We start from the raw sequence: 25,390 nt of genomic DNA, 5'->3' as shown, positions 1-25,390 counted from the left end.
CTAGGCTTGCAGCGCGCGGTGTTCTGCGCAGGGACAAGGCGAGCCGCCAAGAGGCAACGCCCGCAAGATTTGGGGGCCAGCATGCTGCGCAGATTGAATCCTCACAGGGGTAGAGCACTCACTGGAGCCGCCCTGGTTGCCGGCGTGCTGATGGTGAGCGGATGCGCCGGCGGCTCCGATGCACAGGGCGTCACCCCGAAACAGGTCGAGGAAACCACGACCACCAGCACCGTCGATGCGGCCATCGCCGCCATTGACCCGAGCCTGATCGACCACGTCGACCAGGTGATGAACGCCGTGGTGGGCTGCCTGGGCACCGACGGCAAGCCGCAGGCCACGCTGCGCGCCTGGCAGAACATGCGCTTCGTCTGGCTCATCGACGGAACTGAGCTGCTGGCCGTGGCCGACGCGCTGGTCCAGAAGCAGGAAAAGGCCGGCTGGACTACGTCCGGGACAGGCAGCGAGATCACCGGCGAGGAGACCGGCGCTGCGAGAACGATGACTCGTGTTTCAGCGGGCGACTCCGACGACGCGCCCGGGCTGAGTATCTCGACGGGGTCGAACACGACGGTCCCTCCGGTGATCTACCTCAGCTCGACCAGCATCTGCTTCGAAGGCGGCCCGCTGCTGCCCTAGCGTCTGCACCACACATTTCAACTTGACCTCCTCGTGCGTTCATTTTGTAGCAGCACACGCTCGCCGCGTGCGCCACTCAGGGGTGCGCCACCACGTGAAACGGCTGCATACGCCAGGAGCCCGCTCGTGCACGCCCACCCCGTTTTGGGGACAGCGGATCGTGCTGCACGTCATCACCCGCGCCATAAGCTGAAACGTGACTAGAATCCGCCCCGAGCAGATGGGGCACAAAGCCCTGCTCCGACGCGGGCGCAGTCACAAGCGACTTCAATACGCGTTTCTCTTCGTCGCGGCCGCCGCCGCGGGAATCGCCGGTTTTGCCGCTATCACCATGACGCTCTAGCGACACAGGCTTCAGATGACCAAGTCGGCAGCCTGGGGGGCGGCCATCGCCGCCGGATCGCTGGCATTCGCGCTCTCAATCAGCTCTCCCGCGATCAAGGCCTGGGCCGAGGAACCGCCCGCAACGGCGACCAACGAAGAGCCGGTCATAACGCCGGATGATTCGACCGTTCCAGTACCGGAAACCCCGCCCGAAACGGCCACCCCGGTCAACCCGAGCCCGGTCGAAACGCCGGCCACTGACACACCCGCACCGGAAGTCAGCCAAGCGCCGACGGAACCGGCATTCGCCGACCCGACCGTTGCACCCGACGCCGTCGCTCCCGCGCCTGTGACCCAGGAGAGCCCGGCCACGACCTCGAGTGAAGAGCCGGCGGAGAGCCGCTCGAAGTACAGCAGCTCGAATTACACCAGCTCGCGGCCTAGCACTCGAGATTCGGATGAGCCGGCTGTAGAGGCCTCAGACCTGAACGTGCTCGGCATCACGACCGCCACACCAGCAGCGCCTCTTCAGCTGCAGCCGCAGCCTGAAACCGCAGCCACTTCGAAGGCCACCGCGACCCCCAACCCGTCCGAGGTGCTCGACTCGGCGGACTCCGCCAGTTCGGCAGTGGCCTCAAGCCTGTCTCCGCTCGCCGTCATTGTTCTGGTGAGCAGCCTGAGCCTGATCGTGCTGCTTGGCGTCGGAAACTTCTTCTATCGCACTCGCTTCGCCAACCGCCAGCAGCCGCGGACTTTCCCCCGCCGCTGAGGCGCAGGCTCACAGGGCAGCAGTAACGCGTACCGTGTTGCCCGCGAATCGGGGGGCCGCTCAGTTATCCGCGCACTCGCACGTCTACTTCGCGGTACTGCAACCGGGGGCGTCGACCGTGACCGCGGTCGGGTTCAGCATCGGCGTCGTGCGCAGTTCCGGTGCCGCATAGGTGCCGGCAGGGCCGGTGAAGACCGCAGTGACCGAGCTGGTCTGACCGGGGGTCAGCATGACCGAGAACCGTGCCACGGGCCGGCCGAGGTCGTCGGTGGTGGTCTCCAGGCTGGCGCCGTCTACGGCGTCGATCGACGACGACACGAAGGTCGTGCCGGGAGGCCCATAGGCGAAAACCTCGGTGCGGAACTGTTTGACGCCCCACGCCTGGCTGGCCACGTACCGCGGGAGGCTAACGGCAATTGCGTCGGTAACAGTTGAATGCAGGTTCACGGAAGCCGTGAAGGTCGGCGTCGCCGCGGTGCAAACATCTGTGTTCAGTGTCGCGCGGGTTTCGAGGTAAAAGTCCATCTTCGAGGCCGACATATCACGGAAGAACACGCCCGTGGTGGTGGTTGCCTCATTCGTAGTGGGCAGGATGCCGGCGATCGGAGTACCGTCGATGATCTTCTGCTCCTCGGGGTGCGAACTCCACGCCATGATTCGGTGCTCGGTAACGCCCAGGGCGACTGCCCTCAGCATGGCCTGCGGTTCGGCCTGCGAGTTCGTTACGGCGTCGAACATAGTCTTGGCGGCCTCGGCGAAGAACGCGTCGGTCTGGTAGGCCCCGTCCTTTCCTTGGTAACGAAAGTAGATCTCATTTAGCAACAGGGCCACTGCGTTGTCTTTTGACAGCACGTCACCCGTACTAACCGCGACCGGACCGGTGGCGCCGAGCATGTGCGCCAGTGCCGCGGGGTCGATCGAGATGACGCCGTCAACGGTGCCGCCGAGGTCCTGCTGCCAGAACGCTTGGGTGATCTTTGCGGCAGTGGGGAAGTCAGGCCGACTGGTCGAAAGGTTCAGTCGCGTGTACATCAGTTGCGTGTACAGGGCCGACAGCTTGGGGTCTTCCGCGACAACCGGTTGGCCGTCACGCCACGGGAAGTCCAGGCTTGACGCCTGCCGGGCAATGCTGATCGCCCCGTCATCGAAGGTGACCTCGGTCAGGGCGGCGGCGGTGCCACCGAGTGCCGTTGTCTCGGCGAGGTTCTGGAAGATCAGAACATAAGTGCGCGGCCCTGAGGCTCCGAGCATGTCGGGTGCCACCGAGGTGAACGAGCTCACTTCCCTCACGGTAGTTGCCGCTCCGTCGAGCATGGTCGACAACTTGCTACCGGCCGCGCTGACCTGGTCGATGGTGCCGTCTAGTTCAATCCCGGCAACGGATTTCGCCGCCGAGTCGAGCGCGGTGCTCGCAGTGGCGAGGGCTGTGTTCAGTTCCACGATCGGCCCGAGGTTAATCTTCCCGTCGACGGGCTTCAGCGACGCGGCACTCAGGCCGGACGCCACCGTCGCGATCGGCGCGACCGCATCCTGCGCCACCACGTCAATGGCGTCTGCTATCTGACGCACGGCGGTGAGGTTGGCGCCGGCGAACGGAACGATTTCCGCGGCCTGCCAGAGCGGATCATGGGCCTGATCTACGGCCTTGCCCGTGGCGGCGGAAAGCATCGTGGATGTGTCCCCGAGCCCGGCGAAGTTCATCGCAGTGGCCTGGGTCTTGAGGGTTCCCACGAGGGTCTGCGCCTTCTCGAGTTCCGCCTTGGCCGTCAGTGCGCGGGAACCGACCCACCCCCCGGCGGCACCGAGCAGAACGACGAGCCCGACGAGCACGGTAAGGGTGATCAGAACCAGGCGACGACGCCTCTTGATCCGCCGAGGTCGCGTGGGGGTGGCGGCGCGGTCGTCGGTTATTTCAGTCACGTACGAACGCTAACCCATGCCGGCCGTCTGCCCCGCATCTGCCAACGCGCGCAACAACTCTGGGGCGACCGCACTGGATGCTCGCGAGTTACACCTACCAGCGCAGTTGGCGGGCCGCGATCTCGTCACACTTGTCCGAGCACCAGTATTTGCGGATCGGGTCGTGGATCGGTCGCGAACATTGAAGACAGCGGTTGGTCCTGCCAAGACGCCACTGAATGAAGGAAGAGCGTAACGAAAGAGTAGGCATCGGGTTGCCTCCTTGGCACCGCACGGGTCGGCGGTGTCGCCACCATAGACCTGCCGCGGCCGAGGAGATAGATCTGCGCCGAACAGGCCCAGACCGTCAACCCGTCGTCTGCAACTCCGACTGGACCGCATCGAGGGTGTCCGTCTGGAATCCCTTCTGCACGGTTTTCAGCTTGTCTTGATCGATAACGACGATGGACTGTCCGTCAGGCGAGGTGCCGGTGCCCGTTGTCGGCAGCGTGAAGAACGTCACGTCACCTACGCGCACGTTGCTTAGTTCCACGGCTAGACCGGCGACGTAGGCCGAGTTGAGCCCGTCGTCGACGGCGAGATAGGGAGCAATGGCCCCGACCAGGCCACTGATCTTGCCGGGGTTAGTGAGGGTTTCCGCCGTCAGCGACTTGCCTAGAACGGCCTTGATGAAGGCTTGCTGGTTGCGTGCGCGCTGAAAGTCGCCGTCAGAGAATGCGTAGCGTTCCCGCACGAAGGCCAGAGCCTCCGTGCCGTTCAAGCGGTGGGTTCCCTCAGCGAAGTAATGTCCCTTCAAATGAGAGGAGTCGAATCCGATCGGATTATCGATGTCGACGCCGCCTAGGGCATCCGTGATGCCCTTGAAACCTGTGAAGTCGACAATCGCCACATGGTCGATGCGAGCTCCGAGCAGGCCTTCGACGGTCTGCACGGCAAGGGGCACTCCGCCGTAGGACATGGCGGCGTTGATCTTGGCCTCACCACGGCCCGGAATCTCGAGCCAACTGTCACGCATGATCGACATGACATAGATGTTCTTGCGGTTCGCCGGCACGTGCACCACCATGATGGTGTCCGAGCGCTGGCCGGTCAGGTCTGCGATCGACCCGTCATTGGCTCCCCGCGTGTCAGAGCCGAGCAGGAGTATGTTCTGCCCGCTCGTGGTCTGACCGCTCGCCGCGTCAACGGGTGCCGCGGTCGGGCGAGAAGCCTCGTCGGGGAAGACATCCGGAATCTTGACCGTCTGAGTGTCGAACGTGTTGCTGAGGCTCCAGGCATAAACACCCGCAGCCCCGGCAACGAGAAGGATTACTGCGACGATGGCGATGAGCAGGGTCCGCAGCCCCCTGCGTTTCGGCTTCGTCCCCGTGGGACGAGACTGATCAGCCATCACGGCCGACCGAGCCCCAGGTAGGTCCAGCCCGCAGCACGCCAAGTGGCCGCGTCGAGAGTGTTACGGCCGTCGATGATGATGGGCACACGCACGAGCGTGGCCGCCCAGACCGGGTCAATCTGCTTGAACTCGGCCCACTCGGTGACCAGCACCACTGCGTCCGCGTCACGCAAGGTCTCCTCGATACTGGTCGAGTAGGTGAGTTGCGGATGCCGCAACCTTGAGTTCTCGATTCCCTGCGGGTCGGTCGCCACAACGTCGGCACCGAGCCCCCGCAGCTGCACGGCCACGTCGAGTGCCGGTGAGTCCCGCACGTCGTCGGAGTGCGGCTTGAAGCTCAGCCCGAGTACGGCAACCTTCGCGGTGTAGACGGGCTTGTCCAGCGCCTGCAAAGTCATTGCCACGACCCGCTGCCGCTGCCGCAGGTTGATCGCATCGACCTCCTTCAGGAAGGCGACCGAGTCGCCCCGGCCGAGTTCCTCAGCACGGGCGGTGAACGCACGGATGTCCTTAGGCAGGCAGCCCCCACCGAACCCGACACCGGCATTGAGGAAACGGCGCCCGATGCGGTTATCGAAGCCGATGGCGTCGGCCAGCTCACTGATGTTCGCCCCGGAGGCGTCGGCAATCTCAGACATGGCATTGATGAAACTGATCTTGGTGGCGAGGAACGCATTCGCTGAGACCTTCACGAGCTCGGCGGTGGCGTAGTCGGTGACGATCAATGGAGTCTGCGCGGCCATCGCCGAGGCATAGACCTCGTTCAGCAATGCCGTTGCTTGCTCGCCGGCCTCGCCGGGAGCGACTCCGTAGACCAGCCGGTCAGGGCTGATGGTGTCTTTCACTGCGAAGCCCTCGCGCAGAAACTCGGGGTTCCACGCGAGGGTCGCGCCGCTGCCGGCGGCCTCGATCACGGCGGCAAGGCGAGCGGCGGTTCCGACCGGAACCGTGCTCTTGCCCACGACCAAGTCACCTTCGGCGAGGTGGGGCAGCAGTGACTTTATGGCGGCGTCTACGTGGGTGAGGTCGGCGGCGTGGCTGCCGGCCTTCTGCGGGGTGCCGACGCCGATGAAGTGCACCCCGGCGCCAGCCGCGTCGGCAATGTCGGTGCTGAAGCGCAGCCGGCCCGAGGCCATGGCCGAGGTCAGGATCTCAGGCAGACCCGGCTCATAGAAGGGCGGCTTACCCGCGGCGAGCTGCTCGATCTTGTGGGCGTCGATATCAATGCCCACCACCTCGTGGCCGAGTTCGGCCATTGCAGATGCGTGCACTGCCCCGAGGTAGCCACAGCCGATAACCGAAATCTTCATGCGTTGTCTTCCATAAGGTTCAGCCTATTTGCGACTGCGCGACCGATTCGACCATTGACCCCATCGCTCCAACCCACAACGGTTGGCCTACACGTCTGCTACTGCCTGATTGAGTCCGCATGGTCGTGGTACCACTCCACAGTTGAGCGCAGCCCCTCTTCAAGGCCAATTTGCGCAGTCCAGCCTGCCTCGGCGAGCTTGGACACGTCCAACAGCTTCTGCGGGGTACCATCTGGCTTCGTGGTGTCCCACTCGGTCTGGCCCGTGAATCCGACCACCCGGGCCACCGTTTCCGCGATCTCACGGATCGTGACATCGCTCCCCGTGCCCACGTTGACCTGCTCCGGCCCGTCGTAGTTCTCCAGCAGGTGTAGGCAGGCGGCCGCCATGTCATCGACGTGCAGAAACTCCCGCCGCGGGGTGCCCGTACCCCAGTTGGTCACACGCGGCACACCCGACTTCGCCGCCTCGTCGTACCGGCGGATCAACGCTGGCAGCACATGCGAACCCGTCGGCGAGAAGTTGTCGCCCGGGCCATAGAGGTTCGTCGGCATTGCCGAGATCCACGGCAAGCCATACTGGCGGCGCACAGCCTGAATCTGAAGGATTCCCGCGATCTTCGCGATCGCATACGCGTCATTCGTGGGCTCGAGATACCCGGTAAGAAGAGAGTCTTCTCTGATCGGCTGGGGTGCAAGCCTCGGGTAGATGCAGGACGACCCCAGGAACAGCAGCCGCTCCACCCCATGCTTCACGGCCGCATCGAGCACATTGACCTGAATACGCAGGTTGTCGCTAAGGAAATCCACTGGGTAGGTGCAGTTGGCGAGGATGCCACCTACCTTCGCGGCGGCGAGAACGACGTAGCGCGGCTTAGCCTCAGCAAAGAACGCGAAGACCGCGTCCCGGTCCTTCAAATCCAGCTCGACCGACGACCGGCCGACGAGGTCCGTGAACCCCTCAGCCTCGAGGTGACGCCAGATCGCGGAACCCACCAGTCCACGGTGGCCCGCAACATAGAAACGGGAAGACCTGTCCAACGGTTTCGGTACGAAGACGCTCTGCTCGCGGTCGCCGGCAGCTGAGGCTACAACGATAGCCATCGTCAGTTCGTTCCGACGCTGACGGGCGCAGTGCCCCAGCTGGCAAGCTTGACCTCATCGATCCATCGGCTGCCGGAGTGCTGAAGCGCCGTGATGTCAGCATCAACCATGATGCGGGCCAGTTCAGCGGTATCGACAGTGGCCTTCCAGCCCAACTTGGCTTCAGCTTTGGAGGCCTCACCGACGAGGGCATCCACCTCGGTCGGGCGAAGGTACCGCTCGTCGAACCGAACGTGGTCCTCCCAGTTGAGCCCTGCGTGGCTGAACGAGGTCTCCACGAAGTCGCGCACCGTGAAGTTGCCGCCGGTGGCGAGAACGAAGTCATCGGGCTCATCGACCTGGAGCATGCGCCACATGCCCTCGACATACTCCGCCGCATACCCCCAGTCCCGGATCGAGTCCAGGTTGCCGAGATACACGTGGTCTTGCGTGCCGGCCTTGATCGCCGCGACCGCGCGAGTGATTTTGCGCGTAACGAACGTCTCGCCCCGCCGCGGCGACTCATGGTTGAAGAGGATGCCGTTGACGGCAAACATGCCGTAAGCCTCACGATAGTTCTTCGTGATCCAGTAGCTGTAGACCTTCGCGGCACCATAGGGGGAACGCGGATAAAACGGCGTCTCCTCATTCTGCGGCGGCGGCGTCGCCCCGAACATTTCCGAACTCGACGCCTGATAGAAACGAGTCTCTATGCCCGACATCCGCACAGCCTCGAGCAACCGAATTGCGCCCATCCCGGTGGTGTCCCCGGTGTGTTCTGGTTCATCGAAAGACACGCGGACATGCGACTGCGCGGCCAGGTTGTACACCTCGTCAGGCTTGATCTCTGCGAGAAGCGTCACCAGACGGCTGCCGTCGCTCAAATCACCGTAATGCAGAAACAGCTTGGCAGCCGGGTCGTGCGGGTCCACGTAGAGGTGGTCAATCCGCGACGTATTGAAGGTCGACGCGCGGCGGATCAGACCGTGAACCTCATAGCCTTTGGACAACAGCAGTTCGGCAAGGTAGGAGCCATCCTGACCCGTGATGCCGGTAATTAATGCGCGCTTTGCCAATTTGTCCCCATTTGTCTTATCCGGGCATGTCAGGGAACAGCGGCATCGAGGACCGCGCTTCGCTGCCAGCTCTGTCAAACCTAAGCCTAGACGACTCGCTGTAGCGCACTGACGCAGGGCACCTGATGCCGAAACAGAACAGTTGCCCGACTTAGGGTGCAGCCATTCGAGAGCCCCGGGGAGTGGATGAGCGCTCTATCCGCCCCCTGACTAGCCAGTCAAGGCCGCTTGAGCCCACACCGCACCCTCTGGGCCAATTGAACTCGAGCAGCTCCGACACGTCGATCAACGACGGCGGCTCGTGAGAAGTCCGCTCGTTCCAAACGATTTGAATACACCCACTCCACGAGGGCATGTCTCCTTATTCGCGCAACCACACGGCACTGATGCTGGCAGAGAAGACCAACTTAACCATCATGGTCCGCCTCCACGAGGTCTCCCGCTCTGGCTACGCTTGAATAGCTCGGACACCATCGTCGGCGATTATTCGTCAGTACAGTAGAAGGTGCCTCGTTCCACGGCGATTCCGACGAGGTCTAGGGCCCCCGGATCCTCGCCGACCTCCACGCCGGGAAATTTCATCTCCCGCAAAACTGTCACCACGGCCATGAACTGACTGGGATTGGCTGGGATCTGCCCGAAGAAATGGCACAGGCATCGACCTCGCTAATGCGTGATGTCGCCCAGCCAAATCTGGTTCAACGCCCCGATGGCCCACTTGCGCTTCACGGCATCAACCGGGCATATCTGAGGACGCGGGAGGGGTGAGTATATCTGACGACCGTCATCGACACCCACAGCCACCGTGTGATCGGCTGGGCCACGCCGAGAGCCACTCTCGCGACCTTGAGAACAGAGCTCCACTGCCGTCGAGCCTGGCCCACCCGGTACCGAGCGATCCGCGGCGTCGCGCAGCAGATCGATGACGGCTACAATCCCCGCCGGCGCCCGGTCACGTCCCGCGGAGTGGTGGAGTTTCTCGACACTGTGCGGGTCAGTGGTTCCAGTTTAGGCGGCGGCGAGTTCGGGGAGTATCACCGCCTCGTCGAGGACCTCGATGGGGTTGTTCATGGTGGTCAGCTCGAGCATGGATGCTTCGGAGAAGTAGCGTCGTTCGCTGGCTTCCCACTCGTCATGCTGCTCGATCAGGACCGACCCGGCCAGGCGCAGCAGGGCCGCGGAGTTGGGGAACACTCCGACGACGTCGGTGCGGCGTTTGATCTCCTTGTTGACCCGTTCCAGCGGGTTCGTGGACCAGATCTGGCGCCAGTGCCGCCGCGGAAACCCGGCGAACGCGAGGAGGTCGGGTTGCGCGTCGACGAGCATGGCAGCGACCTTGGGGTGCGAGCGGCCGAGCATGGTGGTGACTTCTCGGAACTGCTTCTCGATGTGTTCGCGGTCGGGCTGGGCGAAGATGGTGCGGATGATTGAGGCGACCATCTCCTGGGATCCCTTCGGCACGACCGCGAGGACGTTGCGCATGAAGTGCACCCGGCAGCGCTGCCAGCCGGCGCCTTGAAAGACGGTCCCGATGGCTTTCTTCAGGCCGGTGTGAGCGTCAGACATGACCAGCTTGACCCCGTCGAGACCGCGAGTCTTCAACGACAGCAGGAAGCTGGTCCAGAAGCCCTCGTTTTCACTGTCACCAACGTCGAAACCGAGTACTTCACGGCGTCCGTCGGCCGCGACGCCGACCGCGACGACGATGGCCTGGGACACGATCCGGTGCCCGACGCGCGCTTTGCAGTAGGTCGCGTCAAGGAACACGTAGGGGAAGTCTTGTGCGGCGAGGGTGCGGTCGCGGAACTCGGCCACTTCGGCGTCCAGGCCCGCGCAGATCCGGGACACTTCCGACTTTGAGATCCCGGTGTCAGCGCCGAGCGCTTTGACGAGGTCGTCGACCTTCCGGGTCGATACACCGTGAACGTAGGCCTCCATCACGACCGCGAACAACGCCTGGTCGACCCGGCGGCGACGCTCCAGCAGCGCCGGGAAGAACGACCCGGCGCGCAGCTTCGGGATCTTCAGATCGAGGTCCCCGGCCGTCGTCGTCAACGTCCGCGGCCGGGTGCCGTTGCGGTGGGTGGTGCGGTCACCGGAGCGCTCGAACGGGGCAGCACGGATGAACGCGGTCGCTTCCGCATCGATCAGTTCTTGATACAGGGTTTCGGTCGCGACGCGGATGCGGTCGGTGACATCGGTGAGTTTGAGTTCTCCCAGCAGGTCGAGCAGGGCAGACTGGTCTAGAGCCATCGTGTGGTGTCCTTTGTGAGTTCTTTGATCGGTACTCACTGACCATCCCACGGTGGCTCTTCACGTTGACGAAGCAACACTCAAGAGCGGGAAACCACACCACTCACGGGGACGTAACCCGGCGCCCCTACTCAATCGGGCATGTCACACCCGTGGACTTCGAGATGCAACACTCGCCTCCGGCAGCAGAGAGCCAATTCGCAACTCACCCAGTATCCATTCTCACTCGATCGAGCCCACTCACTGTCAGACAACACGGCGGTTGCGAGACGTACACGCACGCTGACAAGACTGTGAGCAGGTCTTAGGAGACACGCCCTGGGGGGAACCCCCGTCAAAAGGTGAGAGGGCTCCTTTGATTGCTCTGGTCCCAGCGTTTACCCCGTGCGCGGGATGAACGGTTAATGACTAATCTGCGGAGCTCATGGTGCAGGTATACGCGGTATGCCCCGTAGACGTGCCAATGCTTCACCCAGCGGATATGCCCGATCGACTGCGCAAGCCGAATTACCCTGCTAGTTGAGGACTCCGCGCTTCCCAGTTCCTGGAGATGGCGTGTCTCTTCAAGAGTGGACTGAACACCGTCGTCGACCCGTGCGAGCTGCGGGTAAACGGTATAGAAGTCAATCTTGTGCGCCACGCGTGCAGGCCAGTCGGTAACGGAGGAGACTCTGCGCCCATCCTCGAGCAGAACCTCGGCAGCTGCACGATTTAGCCCGTACGCCCATGCGCCAGGTGGCGGCACAAGGGTCTTGAAAACAGTCCTCGCCAGAGCGTCCTGACGGGAAGATATGACGGTGTAATCGGAGTAGGCGTCGAGGACCACGATCGTCGGGTGGCTCGTTTGAAGGGCCTCCATGATTTCGTCGTTGATTGGTTTCCCGACCAGCCTCGCATCATCTTCGAATACGAGCGAGAACAGGTTACCGCTCGCCGCGAGCGCGGCCCACGCGGCACGATGCGCAAGGGCGCAGCCCACTTCACCCTTAGTGAGTTCCCGGCGCTGCAAGACGCGGGCTGCGGCTTGATCCACGTAGGAATCAAGACCACCGGGCAGTTCATCAACCATCACTCCCTGAACCCTGTGAATGGGGATGCCGTGCTCTCGGAGCTGATCTTCCAGTTCGGTGCCTCGGTAGTTGCGATCGAGGCCAATTACGAGGGCTTCAAGCATGGTCGAATTCCTGCCGTTTGTTTAGGGTCATGTCACTCTATCCGCGCCTGTTATCGCGCCACTAAACCAACTCGGATTGCAGCGCCTTGATAGGGCCCTACGCGGTAACACCCTGGCTTGGCCGCGGGCAGCAACTCGGCTCCCATCAAGCCATTTGTCGACGGAAGACGTCGCGGACAACACAGCGGTCGATGAAGCCCCGTTACTTTCTTTATAGCCCTTGATCGCGTATTCGTTTGAGGGTGCAGGCCTGTCAGGCACGGCATGATTGTTGCCCCCAGTCGTTGATGATCCGGGGTTGTCACTGGCTTCATTGGTATCGGTGATCGCTGATAACGGAGCATTCATGATCGATAATTGCGACAGTGTTGACGTCTTCATCGGCGTTGATGTGGCCAAGGGCGAGCACCACGCAGTCGACCTGGCCCGGGCAAGGAAGGTGCCCTTCGACAAGGCCAAACAGGCTCGAAGAGTGATTGATACTCGGCGACCGCGGCACAACCACCATCCGGCACCTACGCTAGCGCGCCAGCCGTTGCTTCATCCCGCTCTCCAACGGCCTTTCAATGAAGCGATAGAGAAGCGCAGACATAGCGATACAAACAAGAATCGTCCCCACGAGCAGAAAGGCGCCTAGCCAGCTGACACCTGGTTGGGCAAACTTGGTTACCTGGGCAATGACGATCATCTGGATTAGATACAGGGCGAATGACCACTTGCCTAGACTCACCATCCACCTGCCACGAAGGGCAGACGGAAGGCCGGCAATATCTGAGGCAGCTGCTGCCGCAATCAGTAGAACCGTCATTGGCAGGTAGGCAAGGTCGAGCACTCCAAGAGGCAAGCCCTTGGTGTCCCCTAAGTGCACACCGGCATGCATCACACCCCAGTTCGCCAGGGCAAGGCCGATGTATCCAGCGACCGCCAGCAGGGTCGCGCGGGGCAGCGACATTCTGATGCGCCAGCCTTTTCGCATGGCCACGGCTAAACAGATGCCAATTACAAATTCACCAAGCCTGTAGAGAGGGTTCGTGTACGTGCTGAAGACAGTTATTGCGGGAAGGTCCATCTGGGATCCGGCACCGTAGGCGATAGTCCATAAGAGCATCCCAGCGGCAGCCCCGAAGCCGATCGTGACGCATCGCCGAATCGTTGCTCCGAAAAGGGGGCGCACTAAAAATGGGAAGCAGAGATAGAAAAATACTTCAACCGACAACGACCAGCTCGGCCCGTTACCCCCCGACCGCATGTTCTCGGTCCCCCATGCCTGAAGGAGAAACAGGGAAAGGATAGTACTGAGCCAGTGGGGAGTACCAGCCGCAATAAGGAGGCCCGCCGCGACGATCGTCGTCAAAACATGCAGAGGGCCGATGCGGGTCAACCTGCCAATGTAGAAGTCCCTTAGCGTTCGGTGGGGTTTCCAGGTCCATGTGAGGATGAATCCTGAAAGGACGAAGAAGAACCCCACGCCTATGGGCCCAACAAGACTGAGCTCTTGCAGCCCCGGGAGCGGGAATAGCTCCGGCACCGAGTGCCGAAGTAAGACCACAAGTGCTGCAAAGAATCGCAGCCCGGTGAGCGAGTCGAGCGAAGCAGCCCGCTTGTTCCACGCTGCGCACTCAAGCGTATCCGCTATATCCCCCGAAGTCATTGCCTGAGTATTGCATGCGCATGGCCGAGCCCCACAACCGACCATCAACCTGTCCGTCAAGCTGATTAGTCCCAGTCGCACATGATCGCGGGAACGACTCTGGCCAACGCTCCGTGCCGCGTTGCCCGCCCTACGTGCTTCAACTGTGGCGCGGAAACTCACGTTTTCACTTGACGCCGAATCGAGTCAAAGTGTGAGAGCTGGTCCTCAGACGGATGAATCGCTCGCCCCACGAACGAAGATCGGGCTGCGAGAAACGGGAGATGAACGGTGCAGCATTCGCGACGATAGCAACAGAACTGCAATGGCTACCTAAGTCCCAGCCTAGACTTCACCGCACGTCGAATTCTATCGGTGTGCATCTCTGTACCCTTGGCGAATACCCAACCCCCGGCGCTGAGGCCAGCGACGATTATGAGCAGATAGGTCCAGTGGAGCAGATCCGACGGCCACCGGTTGTTCACCTGAATGCCTAGGGCGGACACAAGCAGAACGAGGATCGGAACGTGAATTGCATAGAGGGAGAAGGAGCTGTTCGCCAGTGTCGAAAACTTCCCGAGGATCGTGCGTTCGGTCGATTCCTTTATGAACCCAGTCGTGAGCGTCGCCATAAGGACGGCTGCGGGCACCGCCACAATGTAGTCGCCGACGATAGTTGGGAGCGAGTTGAGTCCGCGCACCGCAACGGCCGCGCCTAGCGCGGCAAACCCGGCAGTCAAACGCAAGGTGAGCAGGGTCCGCGGATTGATGCGGTGGGCCCATCTATCGAGGCGGGGAGCGCTCGTGGCGACCAGAGCTCCGAGGAGCCAAACTGGGACGTAGACGAGAACGCGATCACCGACGAGAAACGCTGAGCCAATCGCGACGACGATGAGAATGAGCCGGCTGCGCCCGCGAACGAAGAACGCAAGCAGAATGATAGCCGCGATGACGTACATCCAGAATTCGAAGCCGAGCGACCAAAGGGCGGTATTGGACCCGAAAGTAGGGACCCGGATTCCACCCATGAAAAAAACGTTGCCGAAGAAAGTGAGACCGTCGATGGGCCGCTGGTCTAGAGCGACCCCACCGTAGCGAGGATCGCCAACATAGGCAGTCATGGCGCCGAAGTAGCGCCGTCCGATGGCGTCCAGCGCGAGGGTTAGGACCAACGCAGGAACGAGGACGACCCACAGCCGCGTCGTCCTATCAGCGAGGTACGAAGGCCAAGAGAAGCGCCCTTGGCGGGCTTTACGTAGCAAACTACCGCCCACCCAATACCCGCTGAGAACAAAGAAGACCACCACCGCTTGGTGCCCGATCGCTGTCACGCCGTAGAGCGCCACCTGGGCTCCGTTATGTGGAGCGTTATCGTAGTCGACGAGCAAGAGCGTGCGCGCGTGGCCGAGAACGACGAACAGGGCGGCTACCGTGCGGAGGATATTGATCGGCCCGTTGTCGGCAGAAACCAGGGTTTGTGGGGCAAGGGTGTGTGGTCTCGTTGTGCTCATGCCCAGCTCCCCTAAGTGCAGCGTATCGTCGCTATCCTAACGAGTTACCCGTCACGTTTCGCTCACGGACCGCACGCGCGAAGCAACTGAGTATTTGACCCCTTGAGCGCCACCAGTTATTGCGGTTGAGCGCCACTGAATATTGCGTTTCAGCGCCACTGGGTATTGACCTGCCGCGGATATCTCGGACAGTGGGCCCTCTTAAAATGAGGGTTCACTGAAAGTAGAGATCAGCATGGCCGCAGCACGTAGGCGTTTCACCCAGGAGTTCAAAGACGAGCTGTGCCGCGAGGTGATCAACACCTCCAAACCGATCAAGGACGTCGCCACCGCATACGGCGTCGGCCCTGAGACTCTCCGGAACTGGCTCAACAAATACCGCGAGGCCAACGGCGGCACCGAAGCCGACCTGACCGTGTCGGAACGGGCCCGTCTGAAGGAACTCGAGCGGGAAGTTCAAGAGCTGCGGGCGGAGACCGCATTCTTGAAAAAAGCCAGCGCTTACTTCGCGCGGGAGCAGCGGTAGTGAGCAAGTACGAATACATCGACTCCCAAAAATCTGAGCCCACCAACCGGGATTCGGTGGTGAAAATGTGCCTCTGGCTGGCCGTCTCCACGTCCGGTTTCTACCACTGGGCACTTCGCTTCGGCCGCAGTCAGCGACCGCGGCCCGGCGAGAGGCCCTGATCGCCCGGATTCAGCACTTCTTCGAAGAGTCCGACGGCACCTATGGATACCGCCGAATCCACGCCGACCTGGGCGCCGAGCAGACCGAGTGTTCGCCCGAGCTGGTGCGGCAACTCATGCGCCAGATCGGCCTCGTAGCCTGCCAACCACGGCCCTTCCGCATCACCACCGAAGCCGACGCCGAGGCAGCCGCAAGCATGCCCGACCTCGTCAAACGCGACTTCACTGCCGACCGCCCGGGAGTGAAGTTCGTCGGCGATATTACCTACATCCACACCTGGCAAGGCTTCATCTACCTAGCCACCGTCATCGACTGCTATTCGAAGAAGGTCGTCGGCTGGTCCATCGCCGATCACATGCGCACCGAACTCGTCGCCGACGCCCTCCGCAACGCCGCTGCGACGACCCTGATCGAGCCTGACGCGATCTGGCACTCCGACCGCGGCAGTGTCGGCGGATTCAACCGGTGGAAGCAACACCTCGATTATGGAGGTGGATTATGGGACGTCCGAAGGGTTGGATGGCCATGCAACTCGGGCGGGAGCCGATGCGGTCGCCGGGCCGGCCGCCGGGGTGGCGCCGGGAGCACCGGCAGAGTTTCTGGGACCTCGTTGGGCAGGGTGTCTCGAGCGAGGATGCTGGTGAGCGGGCCGGCGTGTCGGCGCCGGTCGGGACACGTTTCTTCCGTCACGCTGGCGGGATGCGAGACCTCAGCAAGGCACCGCTGTCAGGAAGGTTCTTGGCCTTCGTCGAGCGTGAGGAGATTGCGATTCTGCGAGCACAGAATCTTGGTGTTCGCCAGATCGCACAGGCGTTGAGTCGGTCCCCGTCGACGATTTCCCGTGAGCTACGGCGCAACGCGGCCTCGCGTGGCGGCAAGGCTGAATACCGGGCCACGAGCGCTCAGTGGCATTCCGACCGGCGTGCCCGCCGACCCAAAGCCGCCAAGCTCGCGCGTAGCCCCCGGTTGCGCGAGTACGTGCAGTCCCGGTTGGATGGAACGGTCAGACGCGCAGATGGCACGCCCGCTGCAGCTCCCGGGATCGGGGCGTGGAACGGGCGTCGACATGGGCCCCGACAGGATCGCCGCTGGTCCACAGCATGGAGCCCGGAGCAGATCGCCGGTCGACTTCAGGTCGATTTCCCCGACGATAGGAGCATGAGAATCTCCCATGAGGCGATCTACCAGGCCCTCTACATCGAGGGTCGGGGCGCGCTGCGTCGCGAGTTGACCACAGCCTTGCGGACGGGTCGGGCGCTGCGCGTTCCGCGGGCCCGCGCAAAACGAGGCAAGAGCTTCCTGTCAGAGGAGGTCATGATCGCCGCCCGACCCGCAGAAGCCAACGACAGGGCCGTTCCCGGACACTGGGAAGGGGATCTGATCCTCGGACTAGGCGGGGTCGCAATCGGTACCCTCGTCGAACGCACCACAAGGTTCACGATGCTGTTGCACCTGCCCCCGATGGACGAGCACAAGATGATCGGTGCACAGGTCAAGAACGGGCCGGCGACAGCCGGACACGGCGCCGACGCCGTCTGTGATGCGATCGCCCGAACCATCACCGGTCTGCCCGAGACCCTGCGCAAGTCATTGACCTGGGACCAGGGCGCCGAGATGGCCCAACACGCCAGACTCCGAATCAAGACCGGGCTGCCGATCTACTTTGCCGATCCCCACTCGCCGTGGCAGCGACCGAGCAACGAGAACACCAACGGGCTGTTGCGCCAGTATTTCCCCAAAGGCACCGACTTCACCCGCTACGCCCTGGACGATCTTGACGGCGTCGCCAAGACCCTGAACGAACGCCCCCGCAAGACACTCGGTTTCAAGACGCCAGCCGAAGCGATGAACGAGCTACTGTCGACCGCAAGCACCGGTGTTGCGACGACCGGTTGAATCCGCCTAATACGCGTCAGCGCAGATCACCGCGTTCGCGAAAGCGCACCGCATCACCCGGTCGATGGGCTACACCGGGGTCTGCTGGGACAACGCGATGGCGGAAAGTTTCTTCGCCACGCACAAGACCGAGTTCTACCACCGACGCGTCTGGCCCAGCAAAAACACGGCATCCAGACAGGTCGGCGCCTGGATCGAGGAACGCTACAACTGGCGCCGCCGGCACACCTCCCTCGGCCAGGTCAGCCCCGTCGACTTCGAACTGCAATACTGAGACCAGAACGCGGTCTTCGCTAAAGCCGCGTAACCCCGTGTCGACTAACCGGGGGCAAGGCCACGTGTGCCCGCCATTATTCCTCGTCGGCCACAAGCATGAACCGCGGCGCTGACGGCGCTCAGCGAAATTCCCCAGTCTTGCTCATCGATGCTCCCCAGGTCGCGGGGTTAGGTTAGCGGAAGTTTGTGCCGGTTGTCACGCGGCGGAGTTCGTTGGATTGGGCGGCGTGGTTGCGGAGCCGGTCGGAGCCGCCGTCGAGGGTGACGACGACGGATCGGTGTAGGAGCCGGTCGAGCATCGCGGCGGCGACGGTGGTGTCGCCGAGGATCTCGCCCCAGGCGCCGACGGGCCGGTTCGTGGTGATCACGATCGACGTTTTCAGGTAGCGCTGGTTGATGACTTGGAACAGTGCTGATGCGGCCTCGGCGGGCAGCGGAAGGTAGCCGAGTTCATCGATGACGAGCAGCGTTGGGCCCGCGAAGAACCGCATCATCGTGCCCCACTTGCCCTCGATCGCGGCGCGGTGGCAGCGGGCGGCGAGGTCGGCGGCGGAGGTGAAATAGGTGCGGTAGCCGGCCGTCACTGCGGCATGGCCAAGGCCCGTGGCGATGTGTGTTTTCCCGACTCCGGGCGGTCCGATCAGCAGCACGTTGGTCGCGGTCTCGAGGTAGCGGCAGGTGCCGAGCTCGGCGAGCAGGTTGCGGTCGATGCCGGAGGCGGCGTCGAGGTCGAAGTCGTCGAGGGTGGCGCCGGTGGGGAGGTTCGCGAAGCGGAACCGGCCGGAGAGGCGGCGGGCGTCGGTGGCGGTGACCTCGATGGAGAGCAGGCGCTCGAGGGCGTGGGTGAGGCTCCAGCCCTCGGCTTGTGCCTGGTCGAGGACGCTCGGCAGCGCCTCGGCGGCGTCGGCGAGCTTGAGCTCGGTGAGGTGGCCGCGCAGCTGCTGATAGACGCTCGCCGGTGTCGTGGTGGCCATGGCCGGCGGGTTGGTCGAGGTGGCGAGTGGTGTGTTCATCGGAGGGTGTTCCTGTTCTTCGCGGCTGTCTCGTAGGCGGCCAGGCTGATCACGGTGGTGGGTTCGGCGCTGCCGGTCAGCGCCATGGCGGCTCGGCGGGCCGCGGTGCCCGGTGGAATGCGTTCCTTCTTGCGGTGCGGCCGGCCGGGAGGCGCCGCGGCCAGGGCGATCGTCTCCAACGCGGTGACGTGCCCGCTGTCGCGGATCGTCACCCCGAGGCCAGCCTCCGCGACGGTGTGCCGGGCGAGGACGACCCCGGAGATGGTCGCGATATCGATGGTCGTCGCGCCGAGGCGTTGGTGGACGACGACGCGGGCTGCGGCCAGTTCCGGCGGCACCGAGTACCGGTTCCCGCGCCAATCGATCAACGCCTGCCGTGTCGCGGTGCGTTCCTCGGTCACCAGGACCGGGAACAGTGTCGGCGGCAACGGCTGGAGGCGTTCCGCGGCGAACATGACCGCGGCTGTTGTGGCTCCGTCGCGTCCCTCGCGGCGCCGGCCGTCCTGGCCTCTGGCGAACGCGGTCAGACGTTGTTGGGCTTGCTCGAGGGTGACGTCGTCGGGGAGGTTGCGCCACCAGCGCTGCGCGGCGGTGTGGTTGTTCTTCTCGACCACGCCCTTGCGGTTGCCCGACCGGGGCCGGCAGGCGACGACGGTGACCGCGTGGTGCTTGGAGAACGCGGCGAACATCGGCGTCAGATCACTCGTCCCGGCCGTCAAAACGGTGCTCATCCGGTCGAACCGCCAGGACTTCGTCACCCCGCCCAGCAGCCCCAGCAGGACCGTCATCGCCGCCAGCAGGTGGGGCAGGTCCATCGACGGGGAAATTACCGCCCGCCAAACCCCGAGTGCGCCAACGACCCGACGAGCACGTAGGCGCGTTTGGTCGGGAACGCCCAGCCGGACGGGGCGTCGGGCAGCTCGACCCAGTCGAACTGGGTCTCCTCGCCGGGCGGGTGCTCGATGATCGCGTTGGGCCGCCGGGTCACGTGCGCGCAGGCGGTGCAGGCCGGCCGCAAGCCACGGTCTCGGATCTGGCGGGTCAGGGTTTGATACGACCCCGAGAAGCCCAGGGGGGACGAGCTCGTCCAGCAGCGTCGCCGCCCAGAGATGCGGGTCCTCCGTCAGCCTCGCGGTGACGTAGTCGATGAACGCGTCGAACGGGTCCAGGGCGGCGCGTTGACGCACTCCGGGAGTGCGCTGGCCGGCGAGATAGGCGCGGATGGTCTTACGGTCGTGGTCTGTGCGGCGGGCGATCTCACTGATCGTCATCCCTTGCCGTTTGAGCGCGTGGATGTCCACGTCGTCCTCCTCTGAAAGCATAGGAGTAGGGCCTTTCTTGAAGCTGGTGTGTGGTCGAAGACCATCAGCATCGAGGAAGGCCCACTTCTATGTGCGGAAGCGACCCGGAGTGGGGAATTTCAGTGAGCAGAACTGGGGAATTTCAGTGAGCGCCGTCAGCGCCACAGTAGTTAACGACCAGTACCGGTTGGGCGCCGAAGGGCGCATCGGCACCCGCAACCGATCAGCGGTTGAACCGCGGTCAAGCGCAGGTGCGGCGACGACGCCGGTCCTGTTTTCGGTCGGCATTAACACGGGCCTCTGTGCCAGTAGTCACACCGCCGCCTGGGAGTTGGGACGAACGCAAGCATTCGCCAGGGAGCGGCAGGACTCACTCGATGTGAGAGGATAAAACCTGCCCTAGGGGGATTCAGTGGCCGTAGCCGTCTTGCTTTTCACGCTCATTGGCGGAGTCGTTGGTCTCCTGCTTTTGGTAGCGGCGTTCCGCCGGTGGCCGACGATGCCACTTTATGCTGTCACAATTCTGTCGGCAATCGCATGGGACCTACCAGGCCTCCACCGCATCGCGTCAGTGGGTGACGTGTCGATCACTGCCGAAGACATGGTCGTGGTCTCGGCTCTCGTAGCAACCGCCCTGAATCCGGGAAGACTATTGGCTATCACGAAGCCCTACAGGCTGATTCTTGTTGCCCTGACATTGGGCCTCGTCGGAGCGCTCATCGCTGGCCTGTTTCGATTCGACACCGGCATGGTAATGAACGATTTTCGCGCGTTCCTCTTCCCCATCGGATTCACGGCCTGGGCATTGAATCAGGATTGGATGACCGATGCAGGCCAGCGGGCCTTCAAACAGTGGATAACGATCACTGGCGCAACTCTCACTGCCGTGGCAGCCATTCACATTGCCATCTATGGGGTTGGCCAGCCTGACACCTTCGTCGTATCCGTACTTAGTGGAGTGTCAAACACCGGCCGCCCCTTAGCGTCTGATCAGGCGATGCTGCTGGGATTGATAGGCCTTCTCATGTTCAGGGCATGGGGAAGCAGCAGGCCCGGACGGGACCGTTGGGTAGGCATCCTGTTTCTTGCGATGTCCATTGCCTGCCAGCACAGGTCGGTTTGGGTGGCAGTCTTCCTTGGCATCGCGCTTACCTCATTCCGACTCCGCGGCGTAGCTCGTGCGCGTGCATTGGCTGGTGCATTTTGCGCATTGTTACTTGGTGCTATCGCTATCCTGTCGGGTGCATTGACTGGGGTCGTGAGCTCGCTTTTCGCGTCAGTTGAGAACACTGGAACTCTGGACGGTCGCCTCTCGTCGTGGACCCAGTTGGTCGAGTCCTCATTCGCTCGAGGGATTTGGACAATCCTCCTCGGCGAACCGTTTGGGTTTGGATACGACCGTATCGAGGCTGGCCAAATCATCTCTTACGCGCCGCACAACTGGTACGTGACCGTGTACTTGCGACTCGGCCTAGTCGGTCTCGGTATTTTCACCATTGTTATGACGTCTACCTTTGCGCGTCTCGCGCGCGGTGCTGAGGCAGTAGCTGTGACGGCTGCTTTCTTGGCGATTGCCACATATATTTCGGCATACTCACTATCCTGGACAGTTGCAGCGTTGCTCGCATGGTGTATCGCGGCAGCGACAAATGAATCATCTGGGAGAGAACCGCAGATTCCCATGCTGCCGAAAAGGCAATTGGCAGGGAACACCCGGTCCAGTAGGGCGTTCTGACAGGTTACGAGGTGCCAGCCGGAGGTACTACCGGACGGCGGTGGCGTCTTGCTCCCCTCCCTTCGTGCCCGATGTTGGGTCGGCGTCAGCAGCACGCATGAAGCGGGAGAACTGTTCTTCCATGTCAACTCCTCATCGATTTTCTCATCATGCTGGGCAAGGACACCCCTCGCTCGGTAAGCGTGCGGCTAGCCGGCTGCCAACGGAACGTTAGAGCCCATGCGCACGCTCCAAGAAAGCCACCCGACAGCACGGACGCCGTTTCGGGACTATTCAGAATGGTCCAACCGAGAGCTTCAGCGCTTTTACTTCCAAGCACTGCAAAACATCCCACGACTAGTGCCCAGGCAAACGGCAGCCCCAAAGCCGAATACAACGTTCTTGAGGCCAAGAAGCTTGACTTGGCCATGGTGCCGACGAGAACTATCAAGCCCACCAGCTGGGAGAGGACAGTCGCCATAGCAGCCACGCGGACATCCCGTGTCGCGAAGAAAGCAAGAAATCCAATTCCAAGTCCTGCGACCAACCCCAACTGCGCGAATCGGACTGGACGGAATAACCCCCGCATCTCCAAGCTGTTAGCGAGGATAGTGAATGGCACCTGAAGACCAAAGCTGATCGCAAGCCAGGGCACCAATAGGCTGGCGCTCTCCCACCCCGGGCCGAGCCAAAGCACAGATAGGTCTGGCCCAACGGCCGCCAATACGGCGAAGATCGGGAACGAAACGCTCCCCGCCAAGATCGCAGTATCGCGAATGGCGCGCTTAGTCGTTTCGACCTCTTCGAGTTTCCACCAATGTGGTTGTATCGCCCGGTTCAAGGCTGTTGAGAGTGCCGTACTTGGCATGCCAGCAAGAGTGTTAGCTCTTGAGTACTGACCCAAGCTACCTGCTCCGAGCACGGCGCTGACCAGCCATCCCGGCGCTTGTCCGACGACCAGGAACACAACGTTCTGCGTGCTCAGCTTGGAGGCGAACCCAAGCAATTCTCGATGGCGTTGGGGCCCGGGGCCTTGGTGACCGACCTTCCGCGCTGTTGTCGCCGCAGAGAAGAGCACCAGAGGGCCGAGCGCAGTGGTCAGTGCTATGGCCCAGGCCTCGCGGACGGTGAGCGCAACGATCACGGCTACGGCGGCTGGCACCACGAAGGCCATAATAATTGTGATCGAATCAGCGATGGGCCTTTCCTCCTTGCGTAGGAGTGCAGATTCAATCGCAGCCATCGGTCCCAACGCCAGCGCGATGGTCAAAAGGCCAATGTACTGCTGCCCACTTGGGGCGTTGAGGAGGGCCAGCCACAACGGGCTCAGAAAGAAGAACAGAGTCGCAGCCAACAGACCGCCTACGGCGGCATACACGCGGACCGAAACAAGGTCAGTTCGGCTGAGCGTCCTCTCCTTGAGAACAATCGACGGCAGCCCGGTAGTCGTCAGGAGGATGAGAAGGCCTTGAAGGCTCAGCGCAGCTGCAAATCCCCCGAACTCCGTCGGAGTGAAGAGACGCGCGGTAACCCCTGAATAGAGGAATTGACCGCCGCTGACGACGAGTTGAGCGCCAAGCATCCATCCAACCCCGTGAGACGCGGCGCGGAAAGTTGTCATGAACGCCTATCCCCTTCGGTCACGCCGAAGAAGATGAGGTCGTCAAAGCTTCGTCGAGCTCTGGCACGGTATTCAAGCTGGTTCAGAAACCCTTGTCGCCACTTCGGCACCTTGCCCTGAGCCACACCGCGACGGACACGAACCTCCCCATCGGATTGCTGCTTCATTGCTTGAGCGGTACGGCCGCCCCCAGAGTTCAATGCCTCGTGACCCCAAATACTCAGCCAGCCATCGGCTTCGCCAAGTTGATCTTCGTGCCACACGTACGACGCGTCGCTCAAGAAGATCGCAAGCATCGAGAAGCTACTAACACTGGAAATGATGACGTCACAACGGGCAAGCACTGCGAGATCACCAACGGAATCCAGAGCGAGCCCCCGTGGTGGGCATCCAGCCACCGTCAGGGCTGCGTTTATCACCGGTGACGGAGTATCCGTTGCCAGGTAGACAAAGGAAGGAACACTGAGCGATTTCGCGAGACTCTGAACTACATCCACGTACCAGTCCAGCGGCAGCTGCTCGTTGAATACCGCGGGCCTAACAAGCTTCGTCGAAGAGAAGTCACCCCCGCGGATGTGAACACCAATACGCACACCCACGTCGCTCGACCCGTCCATTTCCTCGACGGCAGTCATTGCGCCTGCAGCCCCGAAGATCTCCCGTCTGAGAAATGCGCGGGAACGACGGATTCCAAGATATCCACCGTGCATTCCAGAGGAATGCAGCACCGAGATTCTCTTTTGGGCGAGAATCGTTGGCGCCAGCGCAGTGACCGCCTCGAAGTAGTCGAACCGTTGCGCCGATTCGATCATCTCGGCGTTGATATCTACAGCCGGCAGCCCTCGAAGCGCGAAATACTTTATCGAGTCCAACGCACCTGTTTCGAGCTCCTGATCGTATCGTCTGGGGTTGACTCGCCACGGCGGCGCCACCAGCTTCAGACGCAAAGCCCTTGCCCCGAGGTAAGCCTTTGCCCAGGGAAAAACTTCATTCCCGAGACCCGCGCCGCGGGGGCTAATTAGTTTGGGAAGAGACCACAACATTTTTTGAACCATTTCGTTGCTTTGAGAGAAGCGCCTGGAATTTCGATCTGGGAGTGGCTAGGCGCCCAAAGTCTGAATCCGTGATTGTTTCCTGCCCATGCGACGAGAAGGGTTCCCCGGTTGATCGTTGATCAGTGCCTCATATTCTTCTATGTATTGCTGGGCCACGCTCTCAGGCGAGTATCGAGACTGCATCATCTCCGCCGCGACCTTTACAGTGATTGCGGCTGCTCCGGCATCCGCAAGGACGTTCCGAATCCCTCGCGAGATCGCCGCGGGGCTTCTTACATCGATGAGACGCCCAGCTAAGCCATCAAACAGTGTCCAAGGGACCGCACCTGACTCAGCCCCTGCCACGATTGGGATTCCCGCAGCCATGGCCTCGAGGAGGCATATCCCTTGCGATTCTTCAAGGGAAGAATGACAAAACAGGGTCGCCTCCGCGAGGTGGCGTGAAACTTCCGAACGGCTCAAACGGCCGAGGAACCGCACTCCGCTATCAAGGCCCTTTGCCCTTGCCCAATCGTTCATGGGCCCACCTTCTTCAAGCCCTGATCCGATCAATCTCAGCTCCAGGTCAGGCCAGGTTTTTCTCACTTCTGAACATGCAAGGAGGAGACCCCGAACGTTCTTTCGTGGGGATGAATCTGCAATATCGAGAACGACTGGATAATCAGCCCTGCTGACCCGGGGCAGCTCAAGTTGCGGAACTGGATTTGGGATTACTCTCATGGTTCGTCGATATAACATCTCACTTCGC

20 protein-coding genes and 1 pseudogene are annotated in these 25,390 nt (G+C 62.2%); 7 read left to right on the top strand and 14 right to left on the bottom strand.

The annotated features are described in order from the left end of the window. The first annotated feature begins 93 nt into the window (after positions 1–93). From E3O18_RS13035 to E3O18_RS13030, 3 genes are all read left to right on the top strand, one after another. Positions 94–636 (top strand): hypothetical protein, encoded by a 543-nt coding sequence (locus E3O18_RS13035; protein WP_134418276.1) that lies wholly within the window; start codon positions 94–96, stop codon positions 634–636. A gap of 196 nt (positions 637–832) precedes the next feature. Further along, positions 833–979: a hypothetical protein gene (locus E3O18_RS16170; protein ID WP_166784930.1), complete on the top strand. Its 147-nt coding sequence runs from the start codon at positions 833–835 to the stop codon at positions 977–979. A 15-nt stretch (positions 980–994) separates the two neighbouring features. Continuing rightward, positions 995–1,729: a hypothetical protein gene (locus tag E3O18_RS13030; RefSeq protein WP_134418275.1), complete on the top strand. Its 735-nt coding sequence runs from the start codon at positions 995–997 to the stop codon at positions 1,727–1,729. An 84-nt stretch (positions 1,730–1,813) separates the two neighbouring features. Here the strand turns inward: E3O18_RS13030 and E3O18_RS13025 are convergent, their stop codons facing one another. From E3O18_RS13025 to E3O18_RS12985, 9 genes are all read right to left on the bottom strand, one after another. Beyond that, the gene (locus tag E3O18_RS13025; RefSeq protein ID WP_134418274.1) at positions 1,814–3,649 is read right to left on the bottom strand and encodes a DUF4012 domain-containing protein; all 1,836 of its coding nucleotides are present in this window, start codon (positions 3,647–3,649) and stop codon (positions 1,814–1,816) included. A 346-nt stretch (positions 3,650–3,995) separates the two neighbouring features. Continuing rightward, positions 3,996–5,039, bottom strand: coding sequence for an LCP family protein (locus E3O18_RS13020; protein ID WP_134418273.1), 1,044 nt, complete (start codon positions 5,037–5,039; stop codon positions 3,996–3,998). Beyond that, positions 5,039–6,352: a UDP-glucose/GDP-mannose dehydrogenase family protein gene (locus E3O18_RS13015; RefSeq protein WP_134418271.1), complete on the bottom strand. Its 1,314-nt coding sequence runs from the start codon at positions 6,350–6,352 to the stop codon at positions 5,039–5,041. Before E3O18_RS13015 ends, E3O18_RS13020 begins: the two co-directional genes overlap by 1 nt. 98 nt (positions 6,353–6,450) lie before the next feature. Next, positions 6,451–7,455 carry a GDP-L-fucose synthase gene (locus E3O18_RS13010; protein ID WP_134418270.1) on the bottom strand — a complete coding sequence of 335 codons (1,005 nt, stop codon included), beginning with the start codon at positions 7,453–7,455 and terminating at the stop codon, positions 6,451–6,453. A 2-nt stretch (positions 7,456–7,457) separates the two neighbouring features. Next, on the bottom strand, positions 7,458–8,510 hold the full coding sequence (gene gmd, locus E3O18_RS13005; RefSeq protein ID WP_104099793.1) for a GDP-mannose 4,6-dehydratase: 1,053 nt from the start codon (positions 8,508–8,510) through the stop codon (positions 7,458–7,460). A 1,008-nt stretch (positions 8,511–9,518) separates the two neighbouring features. Further along, positions 9,519–10,763 carry an IS256 family transposase gene (locus tag E3O18_RS13000; RefSeq protein ID WP_134418269.1) on the bottom strand — a complete coding sequence of 415 codons (1,245 nt, stop codon included), beginning with the start codon at positions 10,761–10,763 and terminating at the stop codon, positions 9,519–9,521. Between the two features lie 334 nt (positions 10,764–11,097). Then, the gene (locus E3O18_RS12995) at positions 11,098–11,937 is read right to left on the bottom strand and encodes a glycosyltransferase family 25 protein (RefSeq protein WP_134418268.1); all 840 of its coding nucleotides are present in this window, start codon (positions 11,935–11,937) and stop codon (positions 11,098–11,100) included. 520 nt (positions 11,938–12,457) lie between these two features. After that, positions 12,458–13,588, bottom strand: a complete 1,131-nt coding sequence (locus E3O18_RS12990; protein ID WP_166784929.1) for an acyltransferase — start codon at positions 13,586–13,588, stop codon at positions 12,458–12,460. A gap of 308 nt (positions 13,589–13,896) precedes the next feature. Then, entirely contained in the window at positions 13,897–15,078 is a 1,182-nt protein-coding gene (locus tag E3O18_RS12985) for an acyltransferase (protein WP_134418266.1), read from the bottom strand. 235 nt (positions 15,079–15,313) lie between these two features. Here E3O18_RS12985 and E3O18_RS12980 point away from each other — a divergent pair. From E3O18_RS12980 to E3O18_RS12970, 3 genes and pseudogenes are all read left to right on the top strand, one after another. Then, positions 15,314–16,217, top strand: a pseudogene (locus tag E3O18_RS12980) (IS3 family transposase); the annotation flags it as partial. A 68-nt stretch (positions 16,218–16,285) separates the two neighbouring features. Continuing rightward, complete coding sequence (locus tag E3O18_RS12975) at positions 16,286–17,662, top strand: IS30 family transposase (protein ID WP_206750813.1); 1,377 nt, start codon at positions 16,286–16,288, stop codon at positions 17,660–17,662. A 25-nt stretch (positions 17,663–17,687) separates the two neighbouring features. Beyond that, a complete protein-coding gene (locus E3O18_RS12970; RefSeq protein WP_347232350.1) occupies positions 17,688–17,936 on the top strand; it encodes an integrase core domain-containing protein in 249 nt (82 codons plus the stop codon). Between the two features lie 175 nt (positions 17,937–18,111). Here E3O18_RS12970 and istB read toward each other — a convergent pair whose 3' ends face one another. From istB to E3O18_RS16620, 3 genes are read right to left on the bottom strand one after another with little or no spacing between them, the layout of a single operon-like run. Continuing rightward, a complete protein-coding gene (gene istB / locus E3O18_RS12965; RefSeq protein ID WP_134418263.1) occupies positions 18,112–18,951 on the bottom strand; it encodes an IS21-like element helper ATPase IstB in 840 nt (279 codons plus the stop codon). Further along, a complete protein-coding gene (locus E3O18_RS16625) occupies positions 18,948–19,766 on the bottom strand; it encodes a hypothetical protein (protein WP_241978192.1) in 819 nt (272 codons plus the stop codon). The genes istB and E3O18_RS16625 overlap by 4 nt, the downstream gene beginning before the upstream one ends. Positions 19,767–19,777: 11 nt before the next feature. Continuing rightward, the gene (locus tag E3O18_RS16620; protein WP_241978191.1) at positions 19,778–19,939 is read right to left on the bottom strand and encodes a hypothetical protein; all 162 of its coding nucleotides are present in this window, start codon (positions 19,937–19,939) and stop codon (positions 19,778–19,780) included. A gap of 725 nt (positions 19,940–20,664) precedes the next feature. On the opposite strand from E3O18_RS16620, the gene E3O18_RS12955 reads away from it, so the two are divergent. Next, the gene (locus tag E3O18_RS12955) at positions 20,665–21,987 is read left to right on the top strand and encodes a hypothetical protein (RefSeq protein ID WP_134418262.1); all 1,323 of its coding nucleotides are present in this window, start codon (positions 20,665–20,667) and stop codon (positions 21,985–21,987) included. Positions 21,988–22,111: 124 nt separating this feature from the next. On the opposite strand, the gene E3O18_RS12950 is transcribed toward E3O18_RS12955, so the two are convergent. Next, positions 22,112–23,587: an oligosaccharide flippase family protein gene (locus E3O18_RS12950; protein ID WP_134418261.1), complete on the bottom strand. Its 1,476-nt coding sequence runs from the start codon at positions 23,585–23,587 to the stop codon at positions 22,112–22,114. After that, positions 23,584–24,642, bottom strand: a complete 1,059-nt coding sequence (locus E3O18_RS12945; RefSeq protein ID WP_134418260.1) for a hypothetical protein — start codon at positions 24,640–24,642, stop codon at positions 23,584–23,586. Before E3O18_RS12945 ends, E3O18_RS12950 begins: the two co-directional genes overlap by 4 nt. Positions 24,643–25,390: the final 748 nt, after the last annotated feature.

The sequence above is a fragment of the Cryobacterium sp. TMT2-42-4 genome (genome assembly GCF_004402645.1).
GTDB classification, from domain to species: domain Bacteria; phylum Actinomycetota; class Actinomycetes; order Actinomycetales; family Microbacteriaceae; genus Cryobacterium; species Cryobacterium sandaracinum.
The sequence above is the reverse complement of the archived record's forward strand: the minus strand, read 5'-3'. Positions and strand labels throughout refer to the sequence as shown.

Excerpts from the sequence above, each read along its gene's own strand:
- E3O18_RS12995 (WP_134418268.1), bottom strand. The coding sequence starts at position 11,937 with ATGCTTGAAGCCCTCGTAATTGGCCTCGATCGCAACTACCGAGGCACC.
- E3O18_RS13030 (WP_134418275.1), top strand. The coding sequence starts at position 995 with ATGACCAAGTCGGCAGCCTGGGGGGCGGCCATCGCCGCCGGATCGCTG.
- E3O18_RS16625 (WP_241978192.1), bottom strand. The coding sequence starts at position 19,766 with ATGGACCTGCCCCACCTGCTGGCGGCGATGACGGTCCTGCTGGGGCTG.
- E3O18_RS13020 (WP_134418273.1), bottom strand. The coding sequence starts at position 5,039 with ATGGCTGATCAGTCTCGTCCCACGGGGACGAAGCCGAAACGCAGGGGG.
- E3O18_RS12985 (WP_134418266.1), bottom strand. The coding sequence starts at position 15,078 with ATGAGCACAACGAGACCACACACCCTTGCCCCACAAACCCTGGTTTCT.
- E3O18_RS12975 (WP_206750813.1), top strand. The coding sequence starts at position 16,286 with ATGGCCATGCAACTCGGGCGGGAGCCGATGCGGTCGCCGGGCCGGCCG.
- E3O18_RS12945 (WP_134418260.1), bottom strand. The coding sequence starts at position 24,642 with ATGGTTCAAAAAATGTTGTGGTCTCTTCCCAAACTAATTAGCCCCCGC.
- E3O18_RS12950 (WP_134418261.1), bottom strand. The coding sequence starts at position 23,587 with ATGACAACTTTCCGCGCCGCGTCTCACGGGGTTGGATGGATGCTTGGC.
- E3O18_RS13000 (WP_134418269.1), bottom strand. The coding sequence starts at position 10,763 with ATGGCTCTAGACCAGTCTGCCCTGCTCGACCTGCTGGGAGAACTCAAA.
- istB (WP_134418263.1), bottom strand. The coding sequence starts at position 18,951 with ATGAACACACCACTCGCCACCTCGACCAACCCGCCGGCCATGGCCACC.
- E3O18_RS13015 (WP_134418271.1), bottom strand. The coding sequence starts at position 6,352 with ATGAAGATTTCGGTTATCGGCTGTGGCTACCTCGGGGCAGTGCACGCA.
- E3O18_RS12990 (WP_166784929.1), bottom strand. The coding sequence starts at position 13,588 with ATGACTTCGGGGGATATAGCGGATACGCTTGAGTGCGCAGCGTGGAAC.
- E3O18_RS13010 (WP_134418270.1), bottom strand. The coding sequence starts at position 7,455 with ATGGCTATCGTTGTAGCCTCAGCTGCCGGCGACCGCGAGCAGAGCGTC.